At 37.4% G+C, this 18,517-nt stretch carries 19 protein-coding genes; all 19 read right to left on the bottom strand.

Annotated elements, in window-relative coordinates; all coding sequences use genetic code 11:
* Nucleotides 1-98 precede the first annotated feature (98 nt).
* Entirely contained in the window at nt 99-1,235 is a 1,137-nt protein-coding gene (locus L6469_RS11130) for a radical SAM protein (protein ID WP_050787917.1), read from the bottom strand.
* Between the two features lie 94 nt (nt 1,236-1,329).
* Entirely contained in the window at nt 1,330-2,493 is a 1,164-nt protein-coding gene (locus tag L6469_RS11125) for a glycosyltransferase (RefSeq protein WP_006282013.1), read from the bottom strand.
* A gap of 534 nt (nt 2,494-3,027) precedes the next feature.
* A complete protein-coding gene (locus L6469_RS11120) occupies nt 3,028-3,444 on the bottom strand; it encodes an acyltransferase family protein (RefSeq protein WP_155815423.1) in 417 nt (138 codons plus the stop codon).
* Nucleotides 3,445-3,577: 133 nt separating this feature from the next.
* Nucleotides 3,578-4,603, bottom strand: coding sequence for a capsular polysaccharide synthesis protein (locus tag L6469_RS11115; protein WP_006282016.1), 1,026 nt, complete (start codon nt 4,601-4,603; stop codon nt 3,578-3,580).
* A complete protein-coding gene (locus L6469_RS11110) occupies nt 4,587-5,702 on the bottom strand; it encodes a glycosyltransferase family 4 protein (protein ID WP_177181311.1) in 1,116 nt (371 codons plus the stop codon). The genes L6469_RS11115 and L6469_RS11110 overlap by 17 nt, the downstream gene beginning before the upstream one ends.
* Before the next feature lie 245 nt (nt 5,703-5,947).
* Entirely contained in the window at nt 5,948-6,283 is a 336-nt protein-coding gene (locus L6469_RS11105; protein ID WP_006282018.1) for a dsDNA nuclease domain-containing protein, read from the bottom strand.
* Nucleotides 6,284-6,292: 9 nt separating this feature from the next.
* Nucleotides 6,293-7,267 (bottom strand): glycosyltransferase, encoded by a 975-nt coding sequence (locus L6469_RS11100; protein WP_006282019.1) that lies wholly within the window; start codon nt 7,265-7,267, stop codon nt 6,293-6,295.
* Nucleotides 7,268-7,275: 8 nt separating this feature from the next.
* Complete coding sequence (locus L6469_RS11095) at nt 7,276-7,680, bottom strand: hypothetical protein (RefSeq protein WP_155815424.1); 405 nt, start codon at nt 7,678-7,680, stop codon at nt 7,276-7,278.
* Nucleotides 7,598-8,068 carry a capsular polysaccharide synthesis protein gene (locus tag L6469_RS14825; protein ID WP_074803221.1) on the bottom strand — a complete coding sequence of 157 codons (471 nt, stop codon included), beginning with the start codon at nt 8,066-8,068 and terminating at the stop codon, nt 7,598-7,600. The genes L6469_RS11095 and L6469_RS14825 overlap by 83 nt, the downstream gene beginning before the upstream one ends.
* The gene (locus L6469_RS11090; protein WP_039870163.1) at nt 7,951-8,244 is read right to left on the bottom strand and encodes a hypothetical protein; all 294 of its coding nucleotides are present in this window, start codon (nt 8,242-8,244) and stop codon (nt 7,951-7,953) included. Before L6469_RS11090 ends, L6469_RS14825 begins: the two co-directional genes overlap by 118 nt.
* On the bottom strand, nt 8,241-9,632 hold the full coding sequence (locus L6469_RS11085) for a hypothetical protein (RefSeq protein WP_074803219.1): 1,392 nt from the start codon (nt 9,630-9,632) through the stop codon (nt 8,241-8,243). Before L6469_RS11085 ends, L6469_RS11090 begins: the two co-directional genes overlap by 4 nt.
* 59 nt (nt 9,633-9,691) lie before the next feature.
* On the bottom strand, nt 9,692-10,957 hold the full coding sequence (locus L6469_RS11080) for an O-antigen ligase family protein (RefSeq protein WP_162091551.1): 1,266 nt from the start codon (nt 10,955-10,957) through the stop codon (nt 9,692-9,694).
* A gap of 311 nt (nt 10,958-11,268) precedes the next feature.
* Nucleotides 11,269-12,324 carry an ATP-binding protein gene (locus tag L6469_RS11075; RefSeq protein ID WP_006282023.1) on the bottom strand — a complete coding sequence of 352 codons (1,056 nt, stop codon included), beginning with the start codon at nt 12,322-12,324 and terminating at the stop codon, nt 11,269-11,271.
* Between the two features lie 185 nt (nt 12,325-12,509).
* Nucleotides 12,510-13,673, bottom strand: coding sequence for a hypothetical protein (locus L6469_RS11070; RefSeq protein WP_074803213.1), 1,164 nt, complete (start codon nt 13,671-13,673; stop codon nt 12,510-12,512).
* 2 nt (nt 13,674-13,675) lie between these two features.
* Nucleotides 13,676-14,833: a glycosyltransferase gene (locus tag L6469_RS11065; protein ID WP_039870830.1), complete on the bottom strand. Its 1,158-nt coding sequence runs from the start codon at nt 14,831-14,833 to the stop codon at nt 13,676-13,678.
* Complete coding sequence (locus L6469_RS11060) at nt 14,830-15,609, bottom strand: acyltransferase family protein (RefSeq protein ID WP_074803210.1); 780 nt, start codon at nt 15,607-15,609, stop codon at nt 14,830-14,832. Before L6469_RS11060 ends, L6469_RS11065 begins: the two co-directional genes overlap by 4 nt.
* Nucleotides 15,606-15,875, bottom strand: a complete 270-nt coding sequence (locus L6469_RS11055; RefSeq protein ID WP_074803207.1) for a hypothetical protein — start codon at nt 15,873-15,875, stop codon at nt 15,606-15,608. The genes L6469_RS11060 and L6469_RS11055 overlap by 4 nt, the downstream gene beginning before the upstream one ends.
* A gap of 33 nt (nt 15,876-15,908) precedes the next feature.
* Nucleotides 15,909-16,871 (bottom strand): acyltransferase family protein, encoded by a 963-nt coding sequence (locus L6469_RS11050; protein WP_162091546.1) that lies wholly within the window; start codon nt 16,869-16,871, stop codon nt 15,909-15,911.
* Between the two features lie 40 nt (nt 16,872-16,911).
* Nucleotides 16,912-18,444, bottom strand: a complete 1,533-nt coding sequence (locus L6469_RS11045) for an oligosaccharide flippase family protein (RefSeq protein WP_006281731.1) — start codon at nt 18,442-18,444, stop codon at nt 16,912-16,914.
* Nucleotides 18,445-18,517: the final 73 nt, after the last annotated feature.

Below are 18,517 nucleotides of genomic sequence, written 5' to 3'. Positions count from 1 at the left end.
AACACAGACTTCACAGACTATTATTATGCTATCGTCCGTGTCGTCTGTGGCTAAAAATCATTGTCTCGTCCGTGGCTAAACCACAGACTACTGTTTGATTATTTATTTTCCTCAGTGTGCCCTGCACCTTTCATCGGCTCTCCCGCAGGCTGTATCTCTTCGACATTTGGGTGCAGCACTCTCAAGTCACCCTGCCGTGGATCCTGTCCTACTGGACACTGTGAGAAGTCGAGGCATGCCTCCTTGCCACAGATGGAGCGCCACTTGTTCTTCAATGCCCACTTAGCCGGATATTTCACATACTTGTGCATCACCGGGCTGGCAGTACCGACCATCCAGCAGTTTTTCGGGCAACTGCGCACAGCCTCACGTACTTTCTGAGCCTGCTCACTCTCCCAGATCTCCATGAACGGTTTCTCATGGATATTACCCATGGAGCCTTCGAAATACTTCGTCTCCATACCATTGCAAGGCAGCACCTCACCCCATGGATCGATGAAGAAGTTGGCAGAACCTGCCTCGCAAGGCAACATGCGCTTGCCTCCCTCAATGTAGTTGATGAGTCCCATGTTGAACCAAGCACGGAACCAGCTCTTCGGGTGCTTCTCCTTCAACTGCCACTCAATGAGCTGTTTGAAGTTGTTGCAAACCTCATCCTTATTGGTAATCAGATTGTCGTACTTATGGAAATAGAAAGAATTGTGGAATGCAGCTGTAGCGAACTCCATGCCCATTGACAGCGACAATTGATAGAGCGACAGCATATCCTTGGAGTTGTTGTTGCTCACAGTACATCCGAAACCGATGTCCTTCAATCCCATGTGTTTAAGGGTCAGCAACGTGCGTAGTCCCTTGTCGAAACCCCCGGCATGTCCACGCAACTCGTCATTCTTCTGGCTTAGACCCTCAATGGAGATACGGATACCGATGTTTGGGAACTTCTTAGCGAGCGCTACCACACGATCTTCGAACCAGCCCGAAGTAGAGATGACGATACGATTGGTGTGCTTATAGCACTCCTCCACGATATCCGCTAAGTCTTCACGGATGAAAGGCTCACCACCCGTCAGGTTGATGAACTTCAGGTCAGGCAGACACTTCAGATCCTCTGCCTTCAACTCCTCTTTACGATTTGTTGGGTTCTTCCAAATGTTGCACATCACGCACCGCATCGGGCAGCGGTACGTCAAAATTATACTTGCGTCTGTTGGACGCGGAATTCTATTGTTACTCATAATTAATGATTATTCTTCTTTTTTATCTATTTGCCACGGACTACACAGACTATATTCTCAAGAAAGTCCGTGTCGTCCGTGCCGTCTGTGGCTATTAACCTTGATATATCCCCATGATATTCTTGTAGTACTCCTCCGCATTATACCGCTGCATGGACTCTTCGGCAATCTGCTGATAATTAAATGTGGCATCCCAAATCTGCTGTATCTTGTCTTTCAGGTTTTTGGCATCCTTACTTGTGAATGTCATGCCCGTCTTACCCTCACGGATCAGTTCAGGTATACCACCGATTCTTGCACCCAGCACAGGAGTACCAAGACATTCAGCCTCAATGACCGACAGCGGGTTGTTCTCGTACCACTCTGACGGGATGACAGAGAAACGGGCACCCCCGACCAATCGCTTGATGTCGTCCCACTGTTTGAAGCCCACAAATTCAACGTTGCCATGAGCGACAGTCTTCAACTCTGCCATCAGTGGACCACCCCCGATGACCACAAGGCGGTAGGGGAGCAGGTTTGCCGCCTCTATCAGTGTCTTCACACCTTTCTCGTGGCTTAACCGGCCTACATAAGCATAGTAGTCACCCTTATGATAGCTGTCCGTCCGCTTGCATTTCTCTATGTCGATGAAGTTGCACAGAGTCGTGATCTTCGACTTATCGAATCCTCCTTGCACCATTTTGTCTGCCATAAACTGGCTCGGGCACACAAAGGCATCGGTATCATTCTCTAACCGTACTCTGTTCCATTTCACTGCCTCGCGATAGCCAATGAATGATCCTATTTTCCCACCTTTCATGCAGGAATACTTCACGCAGTTCCATTTGTTTCCATCCTGAAAGCACAGCTCACAGTTGTCGCCAGCCCTCATGCAGTCATACCGGGGACACAGCAGTTTATAATCATGCAGCGTCCATATGACTCTGATACCTTTCTGATGGGCAATCTCCGCAACGACTGGTGACAATTGCGTATGGATATTGTTCAGATGCACCACATCTGGCTTGAAGTCATTCAGCAGTTGCGTAAACTTTTTCTTTGTTTCTCCATCTCCGAAAGGTCTTGTAAACGCTTTCAGTTTCGACATGTTCGACGGGAAGTATTTCTGCCATGGACTCTCCACATTCTCCGGATAATCCATCGCAAATACTGCTACCTCATGCCCATGTGCTTTGAGCAACTGCTCCAGGTTGAGCATATAGATGCAGTCACCGCCACGACGGTAATAAAACTTATTTGCTAGTAAAATCTTCATTTCAGTTAACAATTATGTTCTCAAAAATTAATAAAGAGAATTATATTCATCGTCATTCAACATTTTATTTATTGGAAATGAACATTACACCTTTATATATTCCTCTCCAAATCCAACCCACCATCACCGAACTCACCAGCGACACCACTATAAGGTGCACATAATCTACAATAGCATTATTACTCACCATGAGCATCTCTTTCTGAAAGTAGTAATAACAAAAGAAAGAGTGGATTAACCACATGTTCATAGAATGTTTGCTTAAGAACAAGAACACTTGGTTAGCCCGACCTATTTTTTTAAAGAAAAACACGAAGAGGTAAATGAACAAGGGAGTCAGTACGATGGTCATTTCCGTAATGCCCCATTTTGAGCGAACAACGAACGCCGTCCCCGTAAGCACCAAGCATATCACCAAGCATATAGACTCTTTAGCCACAACAGCTCGAAATCTCTCATACAGAGAATACTTGCAAAAAAGCAAACCTAAAAAGAACGATGGAAAATAGTAGCAGAAGTAATAAATGTGCAAACTTACCCCCCCGTATTGAGGTTAATAAGCCCTGACAATCCACGCAGCAAGACCGATAACCCAACTATCAGATAAGGAAAATATTTCTTTTGATTAGCCATCAGTATGACTGACAAGAACAGCAAAAATTCAATATATGTGCCAAGAAACCACCATTTCTGGTTATAGCTAAATTTTAAGCAAAACAGATTAGCCAGGAACTCTTGTACGGCAAACGGCTTGGAAAGAAACAGAAAGCCGACAGGCACAAAAATCAAGAACACCTGCCAAAAGCGCTTATATACATTCCAGACCCTATACCAAACCCGAATGGTTCCCTTCTTCTCAAAAGTATAATACAACCCATAGCCACTAAGGAACATAAATATAGAAACACAGATTTTAGCTGCTGAGCCAATCTGTACTTCTATATTCGACAAAAGAAGTCCAGGTATTTTCTCTGGAAATCCCTATATATGATGCATAATCATCATAAGAATTGCCATACCCTTTACCATGTTGGAATAGTCTTTAGATAAAACAGTTTCATATTTCATCATAATATCCATACCTTCAATCGATCCGATTTAGTTTACCATCCATCATCATTCCATAGAATGTAGGCTTGCCGTCTATCTCCTTTGCAAAGCTCTGCTTCCATGTTAGCTTATAAAGCACGGTGTCCTTGCAAATATGTTTCCAGAGATTTTCATCATATGGCTGTCCTAGAACCTTATACAACTCATCACAATACTTGTTATTGGGAAGAATCTTTGAAAAAGCATCAGCTATTTTCACATTATGCTTCTGCGCTAGCGCAACAGCATAATCCACCAACAGGTAATCGATGAGTTTATCACACTCTTTCCAATAATTGAATAGGAAGTCTCTAATTACAGCAAACATCCATCTGTTCTCATATCCACATCCCAACGAGTAACCTGCAAAATAGCCGCTCGCAATAGAAGCGTGTAGATAATCGGGACGTTTGATGGACCAGAGCGGTAGCTTCATGTAGTCCTCAAAACTTCTTCCGGTACAGAAGAAAGTGGAATCGATCCAAATGCCGCCATATTTGGCGAGTATACTCATGCGGAGCAGATCTGAAAAATGTGTTCTTGAGAACACACCAGCCTTATACTTCTGCACTAACCAATCTGGAAACTGTATATAGTCTTTGCAATTCTCATCAGTTATTACTATTACTCCATATTCGCCAGCGTTCCTCTTGATAGAGTTGACACAGGCTTTGACAATTTCAGGAGCGTTCTCTATTCCTTGCCACCAACAAATCCAAATTTTGTTTCTCAGTTTTTCATCGCAATCAGGCATTGACTCCTGCACCTTATAATTCTTCCAATAGTCTTTGAACTTATCCTCTAGGAAATCAATCATGATTTGATGTTTTTTCATCAGACGATTCTTTACAGCCTCAGACTCTTTATAACCATTCCTATTCATTATCTGAATATCTATCTTAGAGCGAAAAGTTATCAAAGCAGCCTTGATGGAAATGTCCTTAGCTATATCAATAGAAGCTTTCAACTCTTCCATAACACGATGAAAAATACGTTTTATATTATTATAACTTTGTACCATATCTACTTTGCTTAAATATATCAATCAATAATTGTGCAGAATGCTGTGAAGACAGATTATTCCTATATTTTAAACAGTTGTCAACGTAGAATGAATTATTTTCAATAATTTCCTTCATATCATATTCATTCCATTGATTTTTAGCTATACCCAATTTCGCTTGCTGAATATAACCAGCCGAAGCAGGTATCAAATTGGTCAAAATAGGAGTTCCAGAAACTATACTCTCAGGAATAGAAACCATATTCAGGTCTTGGCGAGTATTAACTAAGAAGCATAAAGAACATCTAATGTACTCATTAAGTTTATCTTGTGATAAAAATCCTACAAAACTAACATATTTATTTAACTTCAACTTTTGAACAAGAGCCTTAAGAGATTCTTCTTCATCGCCCCTGCCAGCGATGATCAATTCTATATCTTCAAAACCTTTAAGAGCATGTAACTTCGCAAATTTTTGAATTATGCCATCAACATTTTTTCTATAAATAAGTTGAGAAGAACTGATTATTTGCCGTTTCTTCTCCTTTGAAAATTTGAATTTACAGACATCAATACCATGGTCAACTATTATCTTCGAAGTCTGCGGCAGATAGTGATGAATAAAATCGTAAGCTTTCGTTGAACGTGGAACTACAGCGAAAACATCACGCATAAAACTCTTAACAATGATATTGTGCCAAAAGAGAGAAGGCAGTCTGAATAATTTCCGCTGATGATCCGTCAATTCTTGCCAGATTACAGTTTTCTTTGGTGCATATCTAGCAGCACACAAAGAATGGAAAGCAAAAATCTCACTCGAAATAATTAAATCAAAATTTTTAGCATTCTTGCGAATATAATTATTCAGAGAAAAAGATAGAGGAAGTGCTGCATTCAAAAATCTATCAAAATTCTTTTTAAAGAATAGTATTTCAAAATCATACGATTCTTCTTTGGTTGGTTTATTACATTCCAAAGCCAAAAGTGTGACCTGATGCCCAAGACTCTTAAAACCGAGACACATTGAATAAATCATTGTATCCTTAATTGTTTCAACTTTTGGAATAAAGTTGTTATTACCCGAATATAATATCGGATTAACTATCAATATTTTCATATCATTTTTTAAACGAAAAGAATCTAATTATTTTATTTACACTTAACACTACAAATTGAAGTATGTATTTCAGAAAACTTGCAAACTGGTTTATTGTCGTTAAACCTAATATGCGCAGCTGTAACAAAATACAATTTGCGGGTGTTATCAAAATTCATCGTATGTTGTAGAAGCTTGGCTACTATACTGATTTTCGATGTTATATTATTTTGGATATCTTCGATTTGTTCATTGTGCTCTTTTTACTAAACTGGTAAATCCGACTCATCACTGCCATTATTTCTTTCCCCTTCCTTGACACATAAATTTGTTCTTGTCCAATTACTATTCTTCCTTGTCTTTATTTGATAGAAATCTATATATTCTTTGTCCGAATCAGAATTGCAAACAACAATATCATCATGATAGTCCAGAATCATCACATAGACTTCATCATTCTTGTCTTTCATCAATTCTTCCTCTTCTTCTAATTGAAGAAGTCTATGAAGTCCCCAATTAATCTGATATTCAAACCTATTGGAAGAAGACGCACCAGCATTCTCTTTAGGGTGTATTGATGCTAATTTGTCAAGACTGCTCATTTAAAAAATCTAATTCTGCGTCTTTACTTTATTATAAAACTTCAAAAACACTTCTTTCGGTGTCTTTCTCGTGAAACAAATGGAAAGGATATTACGTTCTTTCTTTGCTAAAAGGTTATAGCGATTTGGGGTTCCGTGATGATTGGAGCGGAGTGAGTGATAGACGAATTGTCCGATTGTGTATGGGAGATTGAGTAAAGTGAAGAGACAATAGCCAAGGTATGTGTTGCCGCCACTCCACATCATTGCACCGACAAAGCCAGCAGGCCCTGCAGCTGTTTGTATAGGACTCATGCTTTTACCAGTCATACCTTCGTAGTGGATTATCTCGGCATCAGCATCTACCCAGCACTCATAGCCTCGTTTACGGAGTTCTGCGCTTACAGCTAAATCCTCTGGGGTGAAGAAATAACGTTCATCAAACCATCCTATTTCTCGGAACAAATGGGTTTTGATAAGGAAGTATGCACCGATGATATCATAGCTCTTAAATACACCATGTGTGGGGTTATGTTTATTTGCTCGCTTCTCACTCCAGAGGCCAAACGCTTCGAGAAAGTAATGCCATCGACTATGGTTAGCTCTACCGCAATATTGTATATCACCATTACCAAGTAAACCTTTTGGGCTTACTATCGCCACCTTTTTAGGAAGTTTCTCTATTGTTTCTACAAGCTTGTCAATACATGGCATTCGAAACTCAGTATCATCATTCTGCACAAAACAATACTTTCCTCTAGCCTGACGCAAAGCTAGATTGTTGTTCTCTGAGAATCCGCGAATCTCATTACTCTCGATAAATTTGACCCAAGGGAAGTCGTTGCGAACCTTCTCCAAGTTTTCTTTGGAAAAAAGATAAGCCACTACGAAACATTCATAGCTAACGTGCGTGTACTTCCTTATGCTTTCCAGACACGGATACAAGTTTTTCAGATTGTTCATGCAAACAATCACGATGCTGACGATGGGATTATTATCTTCCATTTTCTTTATTACTTTTTTTCTATATATCTAGCTATTGTGTCCAAACTCTTCTGAATAGGATAATACTGATCATTATTCCTAACTATACCTTTTACTAATGCCATTAGATGTTGAGTAATATCATCTTTTACGACAAGACTTGATAATAAGTAATCGTCTAAAGTCGTTTCGTAGTGGACATATTCTTTGTCATTATAATGGGCATCAATTACTATGAGTTTATGTCTAAAACCATCAAGCCATTTATTAACATGACTTGAATGATAATATTCTTTACCTATAGTATAAGAATCCACATGATGACTATAAATAGGTGAAAGATAGAAATACTTAGATTCGCCTGCACCTAATGTGAAGTTCTTCTTCATTAACTTTGAATCGGTATGCAGATATGGTCCCCGTGTGTCTATCATGAATTTTGATGCTACCGAAATAGGGGTTGAAGTCTATATCATTTAATGGCGCATTCATAAACACTGTAGCATCAATCCAGTACCCTCCATGTTGATAAAGCAAGCATACCCTAAGAATATCACTGAGGTGTGTTATGGTAATAGCTCCGGAAGACACCTGGTCAAATATATAATGAGGAACGTCAGCCCACTGTCTAATGTTGTCTTTCGTTATCATCACAACTTCTCGACCATTGGAATTTTGCTTAATGCTGTTGATACATAACCTCACTATGTCGGGTAAGCCATCTGTACCCTGCCACCAAAAGACGAAGATACGTTCAGGCTCATCTGAATGTAGGGGGTAATGGCTTCTGGTACTAGATACCCATATCGTTTCTCCAACCATTGGAGAATGATTTCATTCTTTCTCTCTCCGTAAATTCGGGCTGCTTCCTTGAAGTTCGGACGAATAGACATTATCCATACTACCACCATTTTGATGATAAGCCCTATATTGTAGTGAGGCACTAAAAGAAGTATCTTCTTCATACTGGCTAGATAATCGTAAAGGTATGGGTTCATTGCTTTGATATTATTCTGCTTGTTAATAGTTTCCCCTTTATACCTGTAATCTTGTTGTTGCTGATATTAACAGTAATCTTCTTTCCTTTTTCATCATTGTGAAAGAACGGAGTAGAGGTTTGTCTGAATTTTACGATGTTACTCGTAAATGTTAGTCTGTTTTGACATTCGCTATATCCATATTGTGATAGTAACATCACACCATCTGATTTCCGAATATCAAATGTATTGTTGCGTATATAGTCCTGCTCCTGTCCATTGTTAATATTGAATAGACATTTGTTCTTCGCACTGATGACAGCAAAGATATTCTTCTCAACATATATTGGCATCTTACAGGATATACTTAATATAGTTGAAGCATTAGCCAAATAGTTGCTTTGAATTGAACAATACTTAGTAATAGTTGGAAGATAGCTATAAGCAATATTACCATTTTTAACTTCGTTACTATCGAACAATAGTGAGTCTATCGTTGGCTTGGCTACGAAATCCATAACAGAACTCTCGTTTGCTCTTAAGAATCTATTGCTCCTTACTTCCAACTTACGGATGCCACCTTCTCCTTCTATGGCCAAAGGATTCGTTTTACAGTCGAAATCATTGAAAGTGTTGTCATGAATGCTTACGGAACCTGATACACCACCTGAATAGACCGTTATCGCATAATATCTTGAGTTGAATACATTCTTGTATATATCTACCTTGTCAACATATCTGTTTGATTCGTTGCCGTCGCTAAAGATAGAAATTGACTCATCCCTATAATTGGTAAACTCATTGTCGTGAATACTGACGGTATCAAGATAAGATCCTATGTTTGTCCAAATTGCGCCACATGACGATTCTTGCCCTTTATTTGAGAAGTTCTCGATAAACTTGCACTTACTGATTTCTGCATTCTTTATATTCCCAATCCATAACGGAGTGTTGCGTTGAAGCTGATTGAACGAACAATTCTCAATCTTTAAACCATCAACACCATATAAGCCAATAATTCCCCGCTCACTGTTTACATTAAACCAGAACTCGTTGTCCCCTTCGCATTCAAAGTTGATATTTTTGACTGTTATATCCTTTGTCGCATACAACGTACGCGTGAAGTGATTGATAGTTCCATCTGTCGACACGCATTTCCTGTTAGTGATGAAGGAGTTGTATATATACATAGCGTGTGTTTGTGGTTGAGTATTGAACCTGATGGTGCATCCATTACCGTTAATCGTAGTATGGTTCCTCACGACTATGGAACGATAGAACGTATATGTTTTACCTTTTGAAAATACAACTTCAACCTCGTCATCCTTTTTACTCGCATTGTCTATTGCTGTTGAGATGGCAGTACCCAAATCTCCATTCTTTGGATAGAGATCATCAACGCTAATCATAGACTTTGCTTGTGACGAAAGGATAAAAGCACAGAACACAAAAACAAGGAAGTTCCTCATTACTTTATTTCTACAGACTTAGCGCGACCTGATTCATTAAAACATCCCATCTGATACTTCATAACAAGGATGAGTGCGAGATAATATAGATAGATTTGCATTCCAGGAACACTGGTCATGGAAGCTACAAGCCAATATGCCATACCTATGAAAAAGATAGAAGCACTCTTGTATCTTTTCGGCAGTTTGACAACAGTCCAATAGATCATAAAAAGGTATGCCAATATACCTAGAATACCGAATTGTGGCAGCACCTGGAACCATATGCTTTCACCGCCAAGTAATCCCATCGTAATAGCCGTTGACATCTCATTAAGGAACTTAAAACCTAATCCATAAAATGGCGACATGGACATAATGCTCATGGCCACCACCAACTGTTCAAAGCGCATGTTAGCGTCGCTACCACCCACTTTCTCTTGCGCGTCGGCAGAAAACAAACTCTTAAAGATGTCCAACTGGTCGCTAAAATAGGGTAATATGGCAATCAATGCCAATACCATTAAAAAAACATACCGATAGAACTTACCACTTTTCAAATTGATAAAAGAAAAGACTCCTATCATGAGGAAGAGATACGGTCCACGGGACTTTGTCATGATGATGCACGCCAGTGACAAAAGACATGTTGCCATTACAAGCAACTTGTTTATCTTAATATTTATCTTAGCTTTCATCAAAAAGAACAAGGAGATTATAATATAAAGTCCAAAATTGATGCCGGATCCGATAGGGTGATCAAAGACAGATTTTGCTCTGAATCCTCTTCCCTCATCTTCTTCATAGTTACCAAAGTCAATCGCTCTCGTCTCATCTTGGACTAAACTTGTCTCGTAGTCTGCTAGGGGGTTGGATTGAGTGGCAATTTCATATAACTCATACACTCCACAAAATAAAAACAGGATTGTAAACCCGCGCAACAGGAAGATCAAATCTTTTTTATCATTGATGATTCTCCACATTAGGTACGTCATTATGACATATTCTAAGATTTGCTTTACATATGCAGATACAGCTCCAGCAAATCCAACTAATGCAAAGACTGTAGAAATCGTCCACGAAATAGTCAATATTATGAATGGTGTCTTAAATGGAAAATTATTTCCTGTCAGGGCGTAAGGTCCCCCCTTGTTCGTACCATACTTTATAAAGAACTCTGCTGCAAATACCATGATAAGGACATCCTCGACAGTAAGGATAGGAACACCTGGTATGGACAGGAAGTTAATGTTGGTATTCAGAAACAAATCATACAGCAAGAACAACAAAAAAGCCTTTTTAAAATTCTTAAAACTATATAGAATTATTATGAATGCTATTAACTGAAATATCATATTTTGCACTGTTTAATCATGTTATCAATGGCAATATTTAAATTTTGTTTGGTGCTCTTATTGCTCCAAATTTCCCAGAAAGGTAATGTTGTACTCGATGGGTATATACTGGGCTCATCTATCTTTATTCTGGAAGGAAGGAGAATCGCATCGCCAACAACAATTGCCTCTCCTACGTCCAATAGGGACAGATTATCAGCAATATTACTAAGATTATCCGGCAGCATACGTCTTATCACGTTCTAATCTTCAACATTAGTCAACCTTAAACTCACAAAATTGTTGCACTGACTAAGCTCTGTACGATTGACCTCTGAAGGACGCTGACTTATGATAACAAGCCCTACACCATATTTGCGTCCCTCCTTGGCTATACGTTCAAAACTCTTTAGTCCTATCTCTGCGACAGAATCTCCTGCATCATTTTGCTGGACATAGAGGTGAGCTTCATCACAAAGTAAAGCTATAGGATGACGTTCTTTTTCATCGCACCATTGCTGAATAGTGAAGACAAGTCTTGCTATTAGCCCTATTACCAATGGAAGGACATCTGATGGGACTTCGGAAAAGTCAATAACTTTAATTCTGTTCTTGGTTGTAGAATCTGCTCCCATTAGACATTTGGCAAATTCGTTCAACCATTGATTGCTAAGTTCCTCGCGTGTCAGACTGAACATAAATCCCATACGCTTGTCGTCAAGTTTATTTTGTAAGCGCTGATTGAATCGTGTCAGTTTCCCATTATATGGTCCGGCCTTATCACCACATCTTGCGGCAGCGACTCTCTGTGAATCAATACGCTGAAGTTCTATCAAAACCTTATTAAGATCATATGGCAAAGGACTATCTAAAGTTATTATATTTTCGTATTCAGTTTCTTTTACTGCATTGTTCTTCTCTACAAGGACTTCACGTGATAATAACATTGCTTGATTTGGTGCATTCTGATCACTCCTGTCAAGCAATAAGGCCTGCATCTCCTCATATGTCAAAAGCCAATAAGGTAACATAAGAATGCCTTTCGGTAATTTAGCTCCCGTTGTGAGGTCAGATGGTGTCGCAATTCGGTAATGTTCTATGCCTTCCTTATTAAAAGTGTCTGTGTAATATTCACCATGTAAATCGAAGAGTATTGCATTAGCATTTGGAAGGTCTGCCATTTGTTCAACTATTCTTGCCACACAATAAGACTTTCCGCTTCCCATAGATCCAACAATGGCTGCATGTCGTTGAAAAAGCTTGTCCCCATCAAGAAAAGCCTCAGAACTCTCGTCCATTGTATATTTTCCAAGTGACAAAGGATGGTCTGCTGCGGCTGCACCAGAAGTTTTAAGTCACTCTTGAATATCCCACATTGACGCTATGCCATAGGAGATGGACGCTCCGCTTCCCAAAACAATAACAGGCGGACTACCTGCGGCATTGACTATCTTCTGGATCCTTTTTAGTACGCTGTCTATTTTATCCTTGTCAGCCATTAAACTTATCTTACTATTTGCTCAAATTGTTTTACAACGTTTCTTGGCATAAGCTGATCTTTAGCTTTTTGTAATGTCTGATTATATGTGTCGATTACATTTGATGCTTGGATGCTATTGATATACTTCGTAAGATCCTCAAGAGAATCACAGAGTATTCCTAAATCACCGAATTTATTAAATAGGTATCTAAAGTAATAATTCTCTAAAGCTATAATAGGCTTACTGTCCCAAATTGCTTCAAGTACCGCACCACTTGCTGTCAGCTCGTAGGAGTCTTTATCGTAAAGAAGTAAGAGCAAGTCCATTTTTTGAACATTGGCATTATATTCCTCAAAAGGTAACAGACCTCCTGTCTTATTTAATTCGACGAAATGTTTTGACTTGATGTTTCCGTTTACGAAGCTTAAGGAATATATAATCACATTTTCATTAGTAAGATGCTCTAAGATATACTTTAATGTACCCAACCCTCTTGTTGGGGTAATGGCACCGGGAATACCTATTCTAATCTTGCCATCGTTAGATTTCTCTTTTACTATAACGTTACTCGGTCGTATGTATGCATGGTCTATTGAGAAAATCAATTCTTGATTTACAGAGAGAATGTGTTTCGAAAAGATTTTGACCATATCTGAAGAAAGCAATATAAAATGAATTTTACGGCTGATTTTTGTATGCTTAAAAACATGACGCAGATACCATCCAAAACATTTCATTGCTAATGTATCATCCTTTTCCTTCATGATATGTTCCATATCACTATGACACATATCGAATATCCTGTTGCTTTTGCCGAAGGAAAATAATTTTATAAGGCTAATCCCTTCATAGATATTATTATTGTAGAAAACATCACTATTATCCTTGACTCGCATATAATACAGATAATCTAGCCAACCCGTCACTATCATAAATAACAAGTAGTCAAGGCCATCCCAACCTGTGTGAATCCTTGTGAAATGCTTTTCTACAAATACAACATTGCTATAATCGAAATGACATTCAGTCAAGAGTTTCTTAAGGTTATCGCATGACGACTTATCTGCAATATATATGACCTTTTCATACAATGAGGCTATCATCATAAGATAAGACTGATTGATCACCTCATGATAGCTTCCTTTTGAATATGGGTCTATAACGTAGGCGTTTTTCGATTTACTCATAATTACTTCTTCATCTGATTGAAAAGATTTTCCCACTCTTCCGCAATATGTTCCACGGTAAATTTCTTGCATGTCTTAAGAGCATTCTCTGCAAGCTGCTTACGATATTCTGGTTCCAACATAAGTTTCTCAACCGCTTTTGCATATCCATCGAGGTCATTGTCAGGTATGATAATACCGTTCTTCCCAGATTCAATGATTTCATGCAAACTACTATATGTGTCCATAACTACAGGAACAACCCCATATTGTTGAGCCTCTACCAACGTCATGCCAAATCCCTCCATGGCAGAAGTCATAAAGAAGATTGAAGCGTCAAGATAATATGGCTTCGGATCTTTAAATCCCTCAAAAGTTACCTGTCTAAGACCTAATTGACATGCCAATCTTTTAGAAACTTCCATATCAGGCCCATCACCAACAATTTTCAGATTCCAATCACTGAATTCACAATTGCTCTCTATAATTTTCCAAATCTTGAGAACATATGAAACTCTTTTTTGATATTCGAAAATTCTACCTACATATAATACTTCTTTTTTCTTCTGTTCAAAGTTCTCCATGTCATATTCATAATGATATGTGAGAGGATTATTGATGGCATAAAACTTGTTGGCCTTGTCTTCAATTCCAGAGATAGCTTGATACTCATCCATAAAGGATTTTGCAAGGAAAACATATTTGTCGCTACGTCTATAGTTGTTCAAATGATTTGCCATTTGGTTGTTATGCCATCTGCGCTCAAAGAATTTCTTTCCAAGAATTGGCTGTGTTAGTCTTCTTTTCCAGTTCATCTCATCACCTAAAGGAAGTAGAACACTAAGATGCCAACAAGTAATGAGTTTACACTTCGTTCCCTTACGTGCAAGGTCACAAAGAGTAGTATTACCCCATTGATTGATCATGATGTCTATATCATTATCAATAATATACTTTCGCAATTGGTCAATGTCATTTTTTTTGTACCCTTCAATGGTATACAGCTTCTTGCTCTTTATCTTATCAGCTAAAGAGTAAGGCATAGGGTCTATTGTATTATAGTAAGTATATGCTATAAATACGTTATGACCGCGTTTTACAAACTCATTCGACAGCGTAACCGTGATAGTTTCGCCGCCACCATACACTGGCCAATACCGCATGATGTATAGAATGTTCATATTCTCTTGATGATTTTTTCTATTTGTGATTCTAATTTGTCTAACACTTTTCCAAAAAGCAAAACTCTTAGCTTATCAGCTAAAATAGCTAACAACAAGATCGATATTGAAATTGCAAATACGCTCACTATAGGCGAAATCAATACCAGGCTCCTGAAGTTTATTATATTAAGATACAATAAAATAACATGACTTATATATACCGAAAACATATACGGAGCAAGTCTTCCTAACGTTCCTAATAGTTTCGATTGTATTTTATTCTTTGCTGCCATAAAGAGTGAAATCGATGATAATAGCACAAGCGGATTCTTATTGCTTTCCAGCATTCTTGTTATGTGATCTCCACCTATTTGAAAATAACTACATACAAATACCATCGAAACATTAATTCCTGATGCAATCAGTAAAATTTGTAATGGAGCTTTCTCTATCTTTTGTATAGGATACTTATGAAGATATTGACCTATCATATAAATGAAAAGTAATTGCGTCAGCGAGGTCCCATTATAATGATACAACGTTCCACCAGCAAATTCTATTAATAATACAAATATCAATAAGACTTGATATTGTCTTTTATCGATATTCTCAATTCCTATATTCAATATGGGTGAAAGCATTAACATGTACATATACGCACTAAAATACCAGCAGGTTCCTGAGGCAGTGGGTAATAATAAATCAAAGATGTGCCGTAGATGTATGCCACTAAAAGCAATGTCTATAACGATAAATATGATTCCCCATGACCATGCAAGAAGCTCATATTTCACAGCTTTATAATGCCCCCCCGAACAGAGACGGGGCTAATGCCGAAAAAGCCAGAGATAAAAGCAAACGTATTTACTCCAAGCATAAGCAACATTCTTAAAGAAAGTACTCCAGAATACTCTATGTTATGTCCTGTTAGCCTACAAGTATCTATATTATAGTATTGGCCTGTCATATGAAGCATTATGATGAAAAACATCATAATAACACGAAGTGCCTCAATGGTGGTGTTACGCTTAGAAGAATTATTATCAGATTCTAAATTCATAGAATACGTTTAGATTTTATATAAATACGCTATTTAACGGTTACCTAATAGTATAGGCGAATAGCGCTTTATTATTATTATTATCGGATAGAGAATAGCCAATGTAACTAATGAAATGGTAAAAGCTTCAAGGTTTGATATAGCCCCCCCGTTGTATTTAATAAAAGGCTGGTGATAAAGAATAAAAAACTCCAATATTTGATGTAATCCTACTATTGCTATCATCCCCGAATTGTATTTTCTAAGAACAGGAATGCTCTTGTTAAAGAACAAGCTAAATATTGCCATAATACTGTAACCAAACATAAAATTATATATATAAAAGACAAATATATTATTACCATAATTGCCGTTAGATATGTCGATATGATTACCAGTCTTCGTTAACAAAATTGTTATAGCACAGGCCGATAGAAAGACTATACTTGTTGGCAGAATTGCGAGCTTTAATAAATAGTTTTGCTTCTGTATGAAATAACCAAATCCAAAGAAGGGCATTGCCAAAATTGCAGAGTCAATGGAAAACAACATGTTATTCCCACCATGAGATAATAACATAGAATAGCATATTATCAAGATAAAATCAAATAGCCAAACAATCATAGAATTCAAACTTGATGCCAATCTTATCCAAATCAAAGCTATCAAGAACCACAGAGGCTGACAAGGGATATACCAATATGATGTGTCGTAATTTTCACCAACTAATAGTCCTAAAATTAATTTAATGACATTATAATGTTTGGTAATTGCGCACCAAAATACACCTATAAGTGAAAAGCCTATATATGGAATTAACAGTCTCTTGTAAACTAGTTCAGCTTCTTCCTTCAAGGGCCTTAATTTATATAGGTATCCACTAATAATAAAGAATAATGGCATATGAAACTGGTAAATAAAGTTTCTTTCTTCTTGATGCATTGGCAGATGACCAACAACGACTAAGAAAATTGCTAAAAATTTTAAATTATCAATCCAATATAATCTTTTCTTCATATCCATAAGAAACTAACCAACTGATAGTACAATATTATTCTCAAATTTTAGAAATCATTGCATGAATTAAATCATAGACTTTTCTTCTTTCATCTTTGCGAAGACCTATGAATAATATTAAAAATGTACACCATATAAATGAAATTATTACATTTAATATAAGCCGTGTTAAGGTTTCATCCCTATAAAAATATGTAATTGACAACGGAAGAGATAAAGATAAACCAAAGACTATTAATGATGGTATAAGAACACCTACGAAATAGCTTTTAATCTTGAAATTTAGTAATTCTTTTAGTATATAAACTCTATAAATCAGTATAATTAAAGTTGATAGAGTAATAATGACATATGCAGAATAAGCTGGGAAGCCCCAATAGAATGCAATATATGTAATGATAAAGTTCATCCACAACAAACACCCAGTAACTGCTTGCGATTTTCTTAGTTTTCCAGTAGCAAACATGGCCGTTATAGGTGCATTCATTAAACTTAGTAATAACAAATAAAATATATCAATTCTTATAAAAGTAGCAGTATTCTCCGGTGGGTTCACTAACCATAATTTTAAAATTTTATCTATTTCTACATAAAGAGGCACTGCAACAATTAATAAGAGGAAGAAGGCTATTTTTGATCCATAAATAATAAGAGAGTTGAGATAATTTCTATCGTTTGACGCATACGCCTTAATTATTTGCGGATTTAATGCTGTTGTAAAATTGTTGACAAATGTCCTTGTAGCATTTTCAACTTGGTTAGTGACACCTCTTGCAGCATTGACCCTTACACCAAAGAACATATTACTGATAACATTAACGCCTTGACCATTTAATGTATCAGCAATAGTAGCAAAGAAATTCCAGCCTGCAAATGATAGCATCTGCTTGTAGAGTGTTTTATCTTTAACATACTTATAATGACATTCTTGATATTTGAATGAACAAAATATAGAATAGAAAATTCTAAGTATTAGAGCTACGAGAACGAGCGCAACTGCCCAACCTATTAACCTATCTACATCCATAAATTTTAATATATAGATTAAAATTAGTTTGGCGGCAGCCTCAAAAATTGATGTATAAGCGAAAATATCCATTCTCTCATGCGCTATTATAGTTGCAGAGTAAGGAATACTCCATATATTTAGTGCGAAAGTAAATACAGATAACTGAAAAACAATATTCACAGCCAACATTTTACTATCTATAAAATTCATATGCTTGTTGATAAACCACAAACCAACCGTTTCACTCACTATTAGTAAAATTATAATAAGCATAACGTGGATATTCATCGCAGCAGAGAAGACAACTCTCGGATTACCATCATTCTTCCCAAGTTCAAAATTTAAAAATCTCTGTGTGGAGAAAGTAAGTGAACCGCTTATCATCGTAAACATGGCTACAAATCCTCCAACTACATTGTATGTACCGAAATCATCTACTCCTAAAACTTGGAGAACGACGCGTGAGGTATATAACCCCAAAATCATCGTAATAATCGTTCGGGCATATAACAAGATTGTATTCTTTGCCAACCGTTTTTTTGGAGACTCCTTTTTTGTTTCCATTTTTACAAGGTTATCCTTTTCACCAATTTATAATACTCTAATTTCTTAAGTCCTTTGTTAAAGTCTCTATGTC

It is taken from the genome of Segatella baroniae B14, from assembly GCF_022024235.1.
Taxonomy (GTDB): domain Bacteria; phylum Bacteroidota; class Bacteroidia; order Bacteroidales; family Bacteroidaceae; genus Prevotella; species Prevotella bryantii.
The sequence above is the reverse complement of the archived record's forward strand: the minus strand, read 5'-3'. Positions and strand labels throughout refer to the sequence as shown.

What these genes read in the sequence shown, in the direction of transcription:
- L6469_RS14825 (WP_074803221.1), bottom strand. Translation starts at nt 8,068, where the DNA reads ATGGTTGGAGAAACGATATGGGTATCTAGTACCAGAAGCCATTACCCC.
- L6469_RS11095 (WP_155815424.1), bottom strand. Translation starts at nt 7,680, where the DNA reads ATGATAGACACACGGGGACCATATCTGCATACCGATTCAAAGTTAATG.
- L6469_RS11085 (WP_074803219.1), bottom strand. Translation starts at nt 9,632, where the DNA reads ATGATTAGCGTTGATGATCTCTATCCAAAGAATGGAGATTTGGGTACT.
- L6469_RS11105 (WP_006282018.1), bottom strand. Translation starts at nt 6,283, where the DNA reads ATGAGCAGTCTTGACAAATTAGCATCAATACACCCTAAAGAGAATGCT.
- L6469_RS11065 (WP_039870830.1), bottom strand. Translation starts at nt 14,833, where the DNA reads ATGAACATTCTATACATCATGCGGTATTGGCCAGTGTATGGTGGCGGC.
- L6469_RS11055 (WP_074803207.1), bottom strand. Translation starts at nt 15,875, where the DNA reads ATGAATTTAGAATCTGATAATAATTCTTCTAAGCGTAACACCACCATT.
- L6469_RS11090 (WP_039870163.1), bottom strand. Translation starts at nt 8,244, where the DNA reads ATGAACCCATACCTTTACGATTATCTAGCCAGTATGAAGAAGATACTT.
- L6469_RS11050 (WP_162091546.1), bottom strand. Translation starts at nt 16,871, where the DNA reads ATGAAGAAAAGATTATATTGGATTGATAATTTAAAATTTTTAGCAATT.
- L6469_RS11125 (WP_006282013.1), bottom strand. Translation starts at nt 2,493, where the DNA reads ATGAAGATTTTACTAGCAAATAAGTTTTATTACCGTCGTGGCGGTGAC.
- L6469_RS11045 (WP_006281731.1), bottom strand. Translation starts at nt 18,444, where the DNA reads ATGGAAACAAAAAAGGAGTCTCCAAAAAAACGGTTGGCAAAGAATACA.
- L6469_RS11115 (WP_006282016.1), bottom strand. Translation starts at nt 4,603, where the DNA reads ATGGTACAAAGTTATAATAATATAAAACGTATTTTTCATCGTGTTATG.
- L6469_RS11100 (WP_006282019.1), bottom strand. Translation starts at nt 7,267, where the DNA reads ATGGAAGATAATAATCCCATCGTCAGCATCGTGATTGTTTGCATGAAC.
- L6469_RS11070 (WP_074803213.1), bottom strand. Translation starts at nt 13,673, where the DNA reads ATGAGTAAATCGAAAAACGCCTACGTTATAGACCCATATTCAAAAGGA.
- L6469_RS11130 (WP_050787917.1), bottom strand. Translation starts at nt 1,235, where the DNA reads ATGAGTAACAATAGAATTCCGCGTCCAACAGACGCAAGTATAATTTTG.
- L6469_RS11110 (WP_177181311.1), bottom strand. Translation starts at nt 5,702, where the DNA reads ATGAAAATATTGATAGTTAATCCGATATTATATTCGGGTAATAACAAC.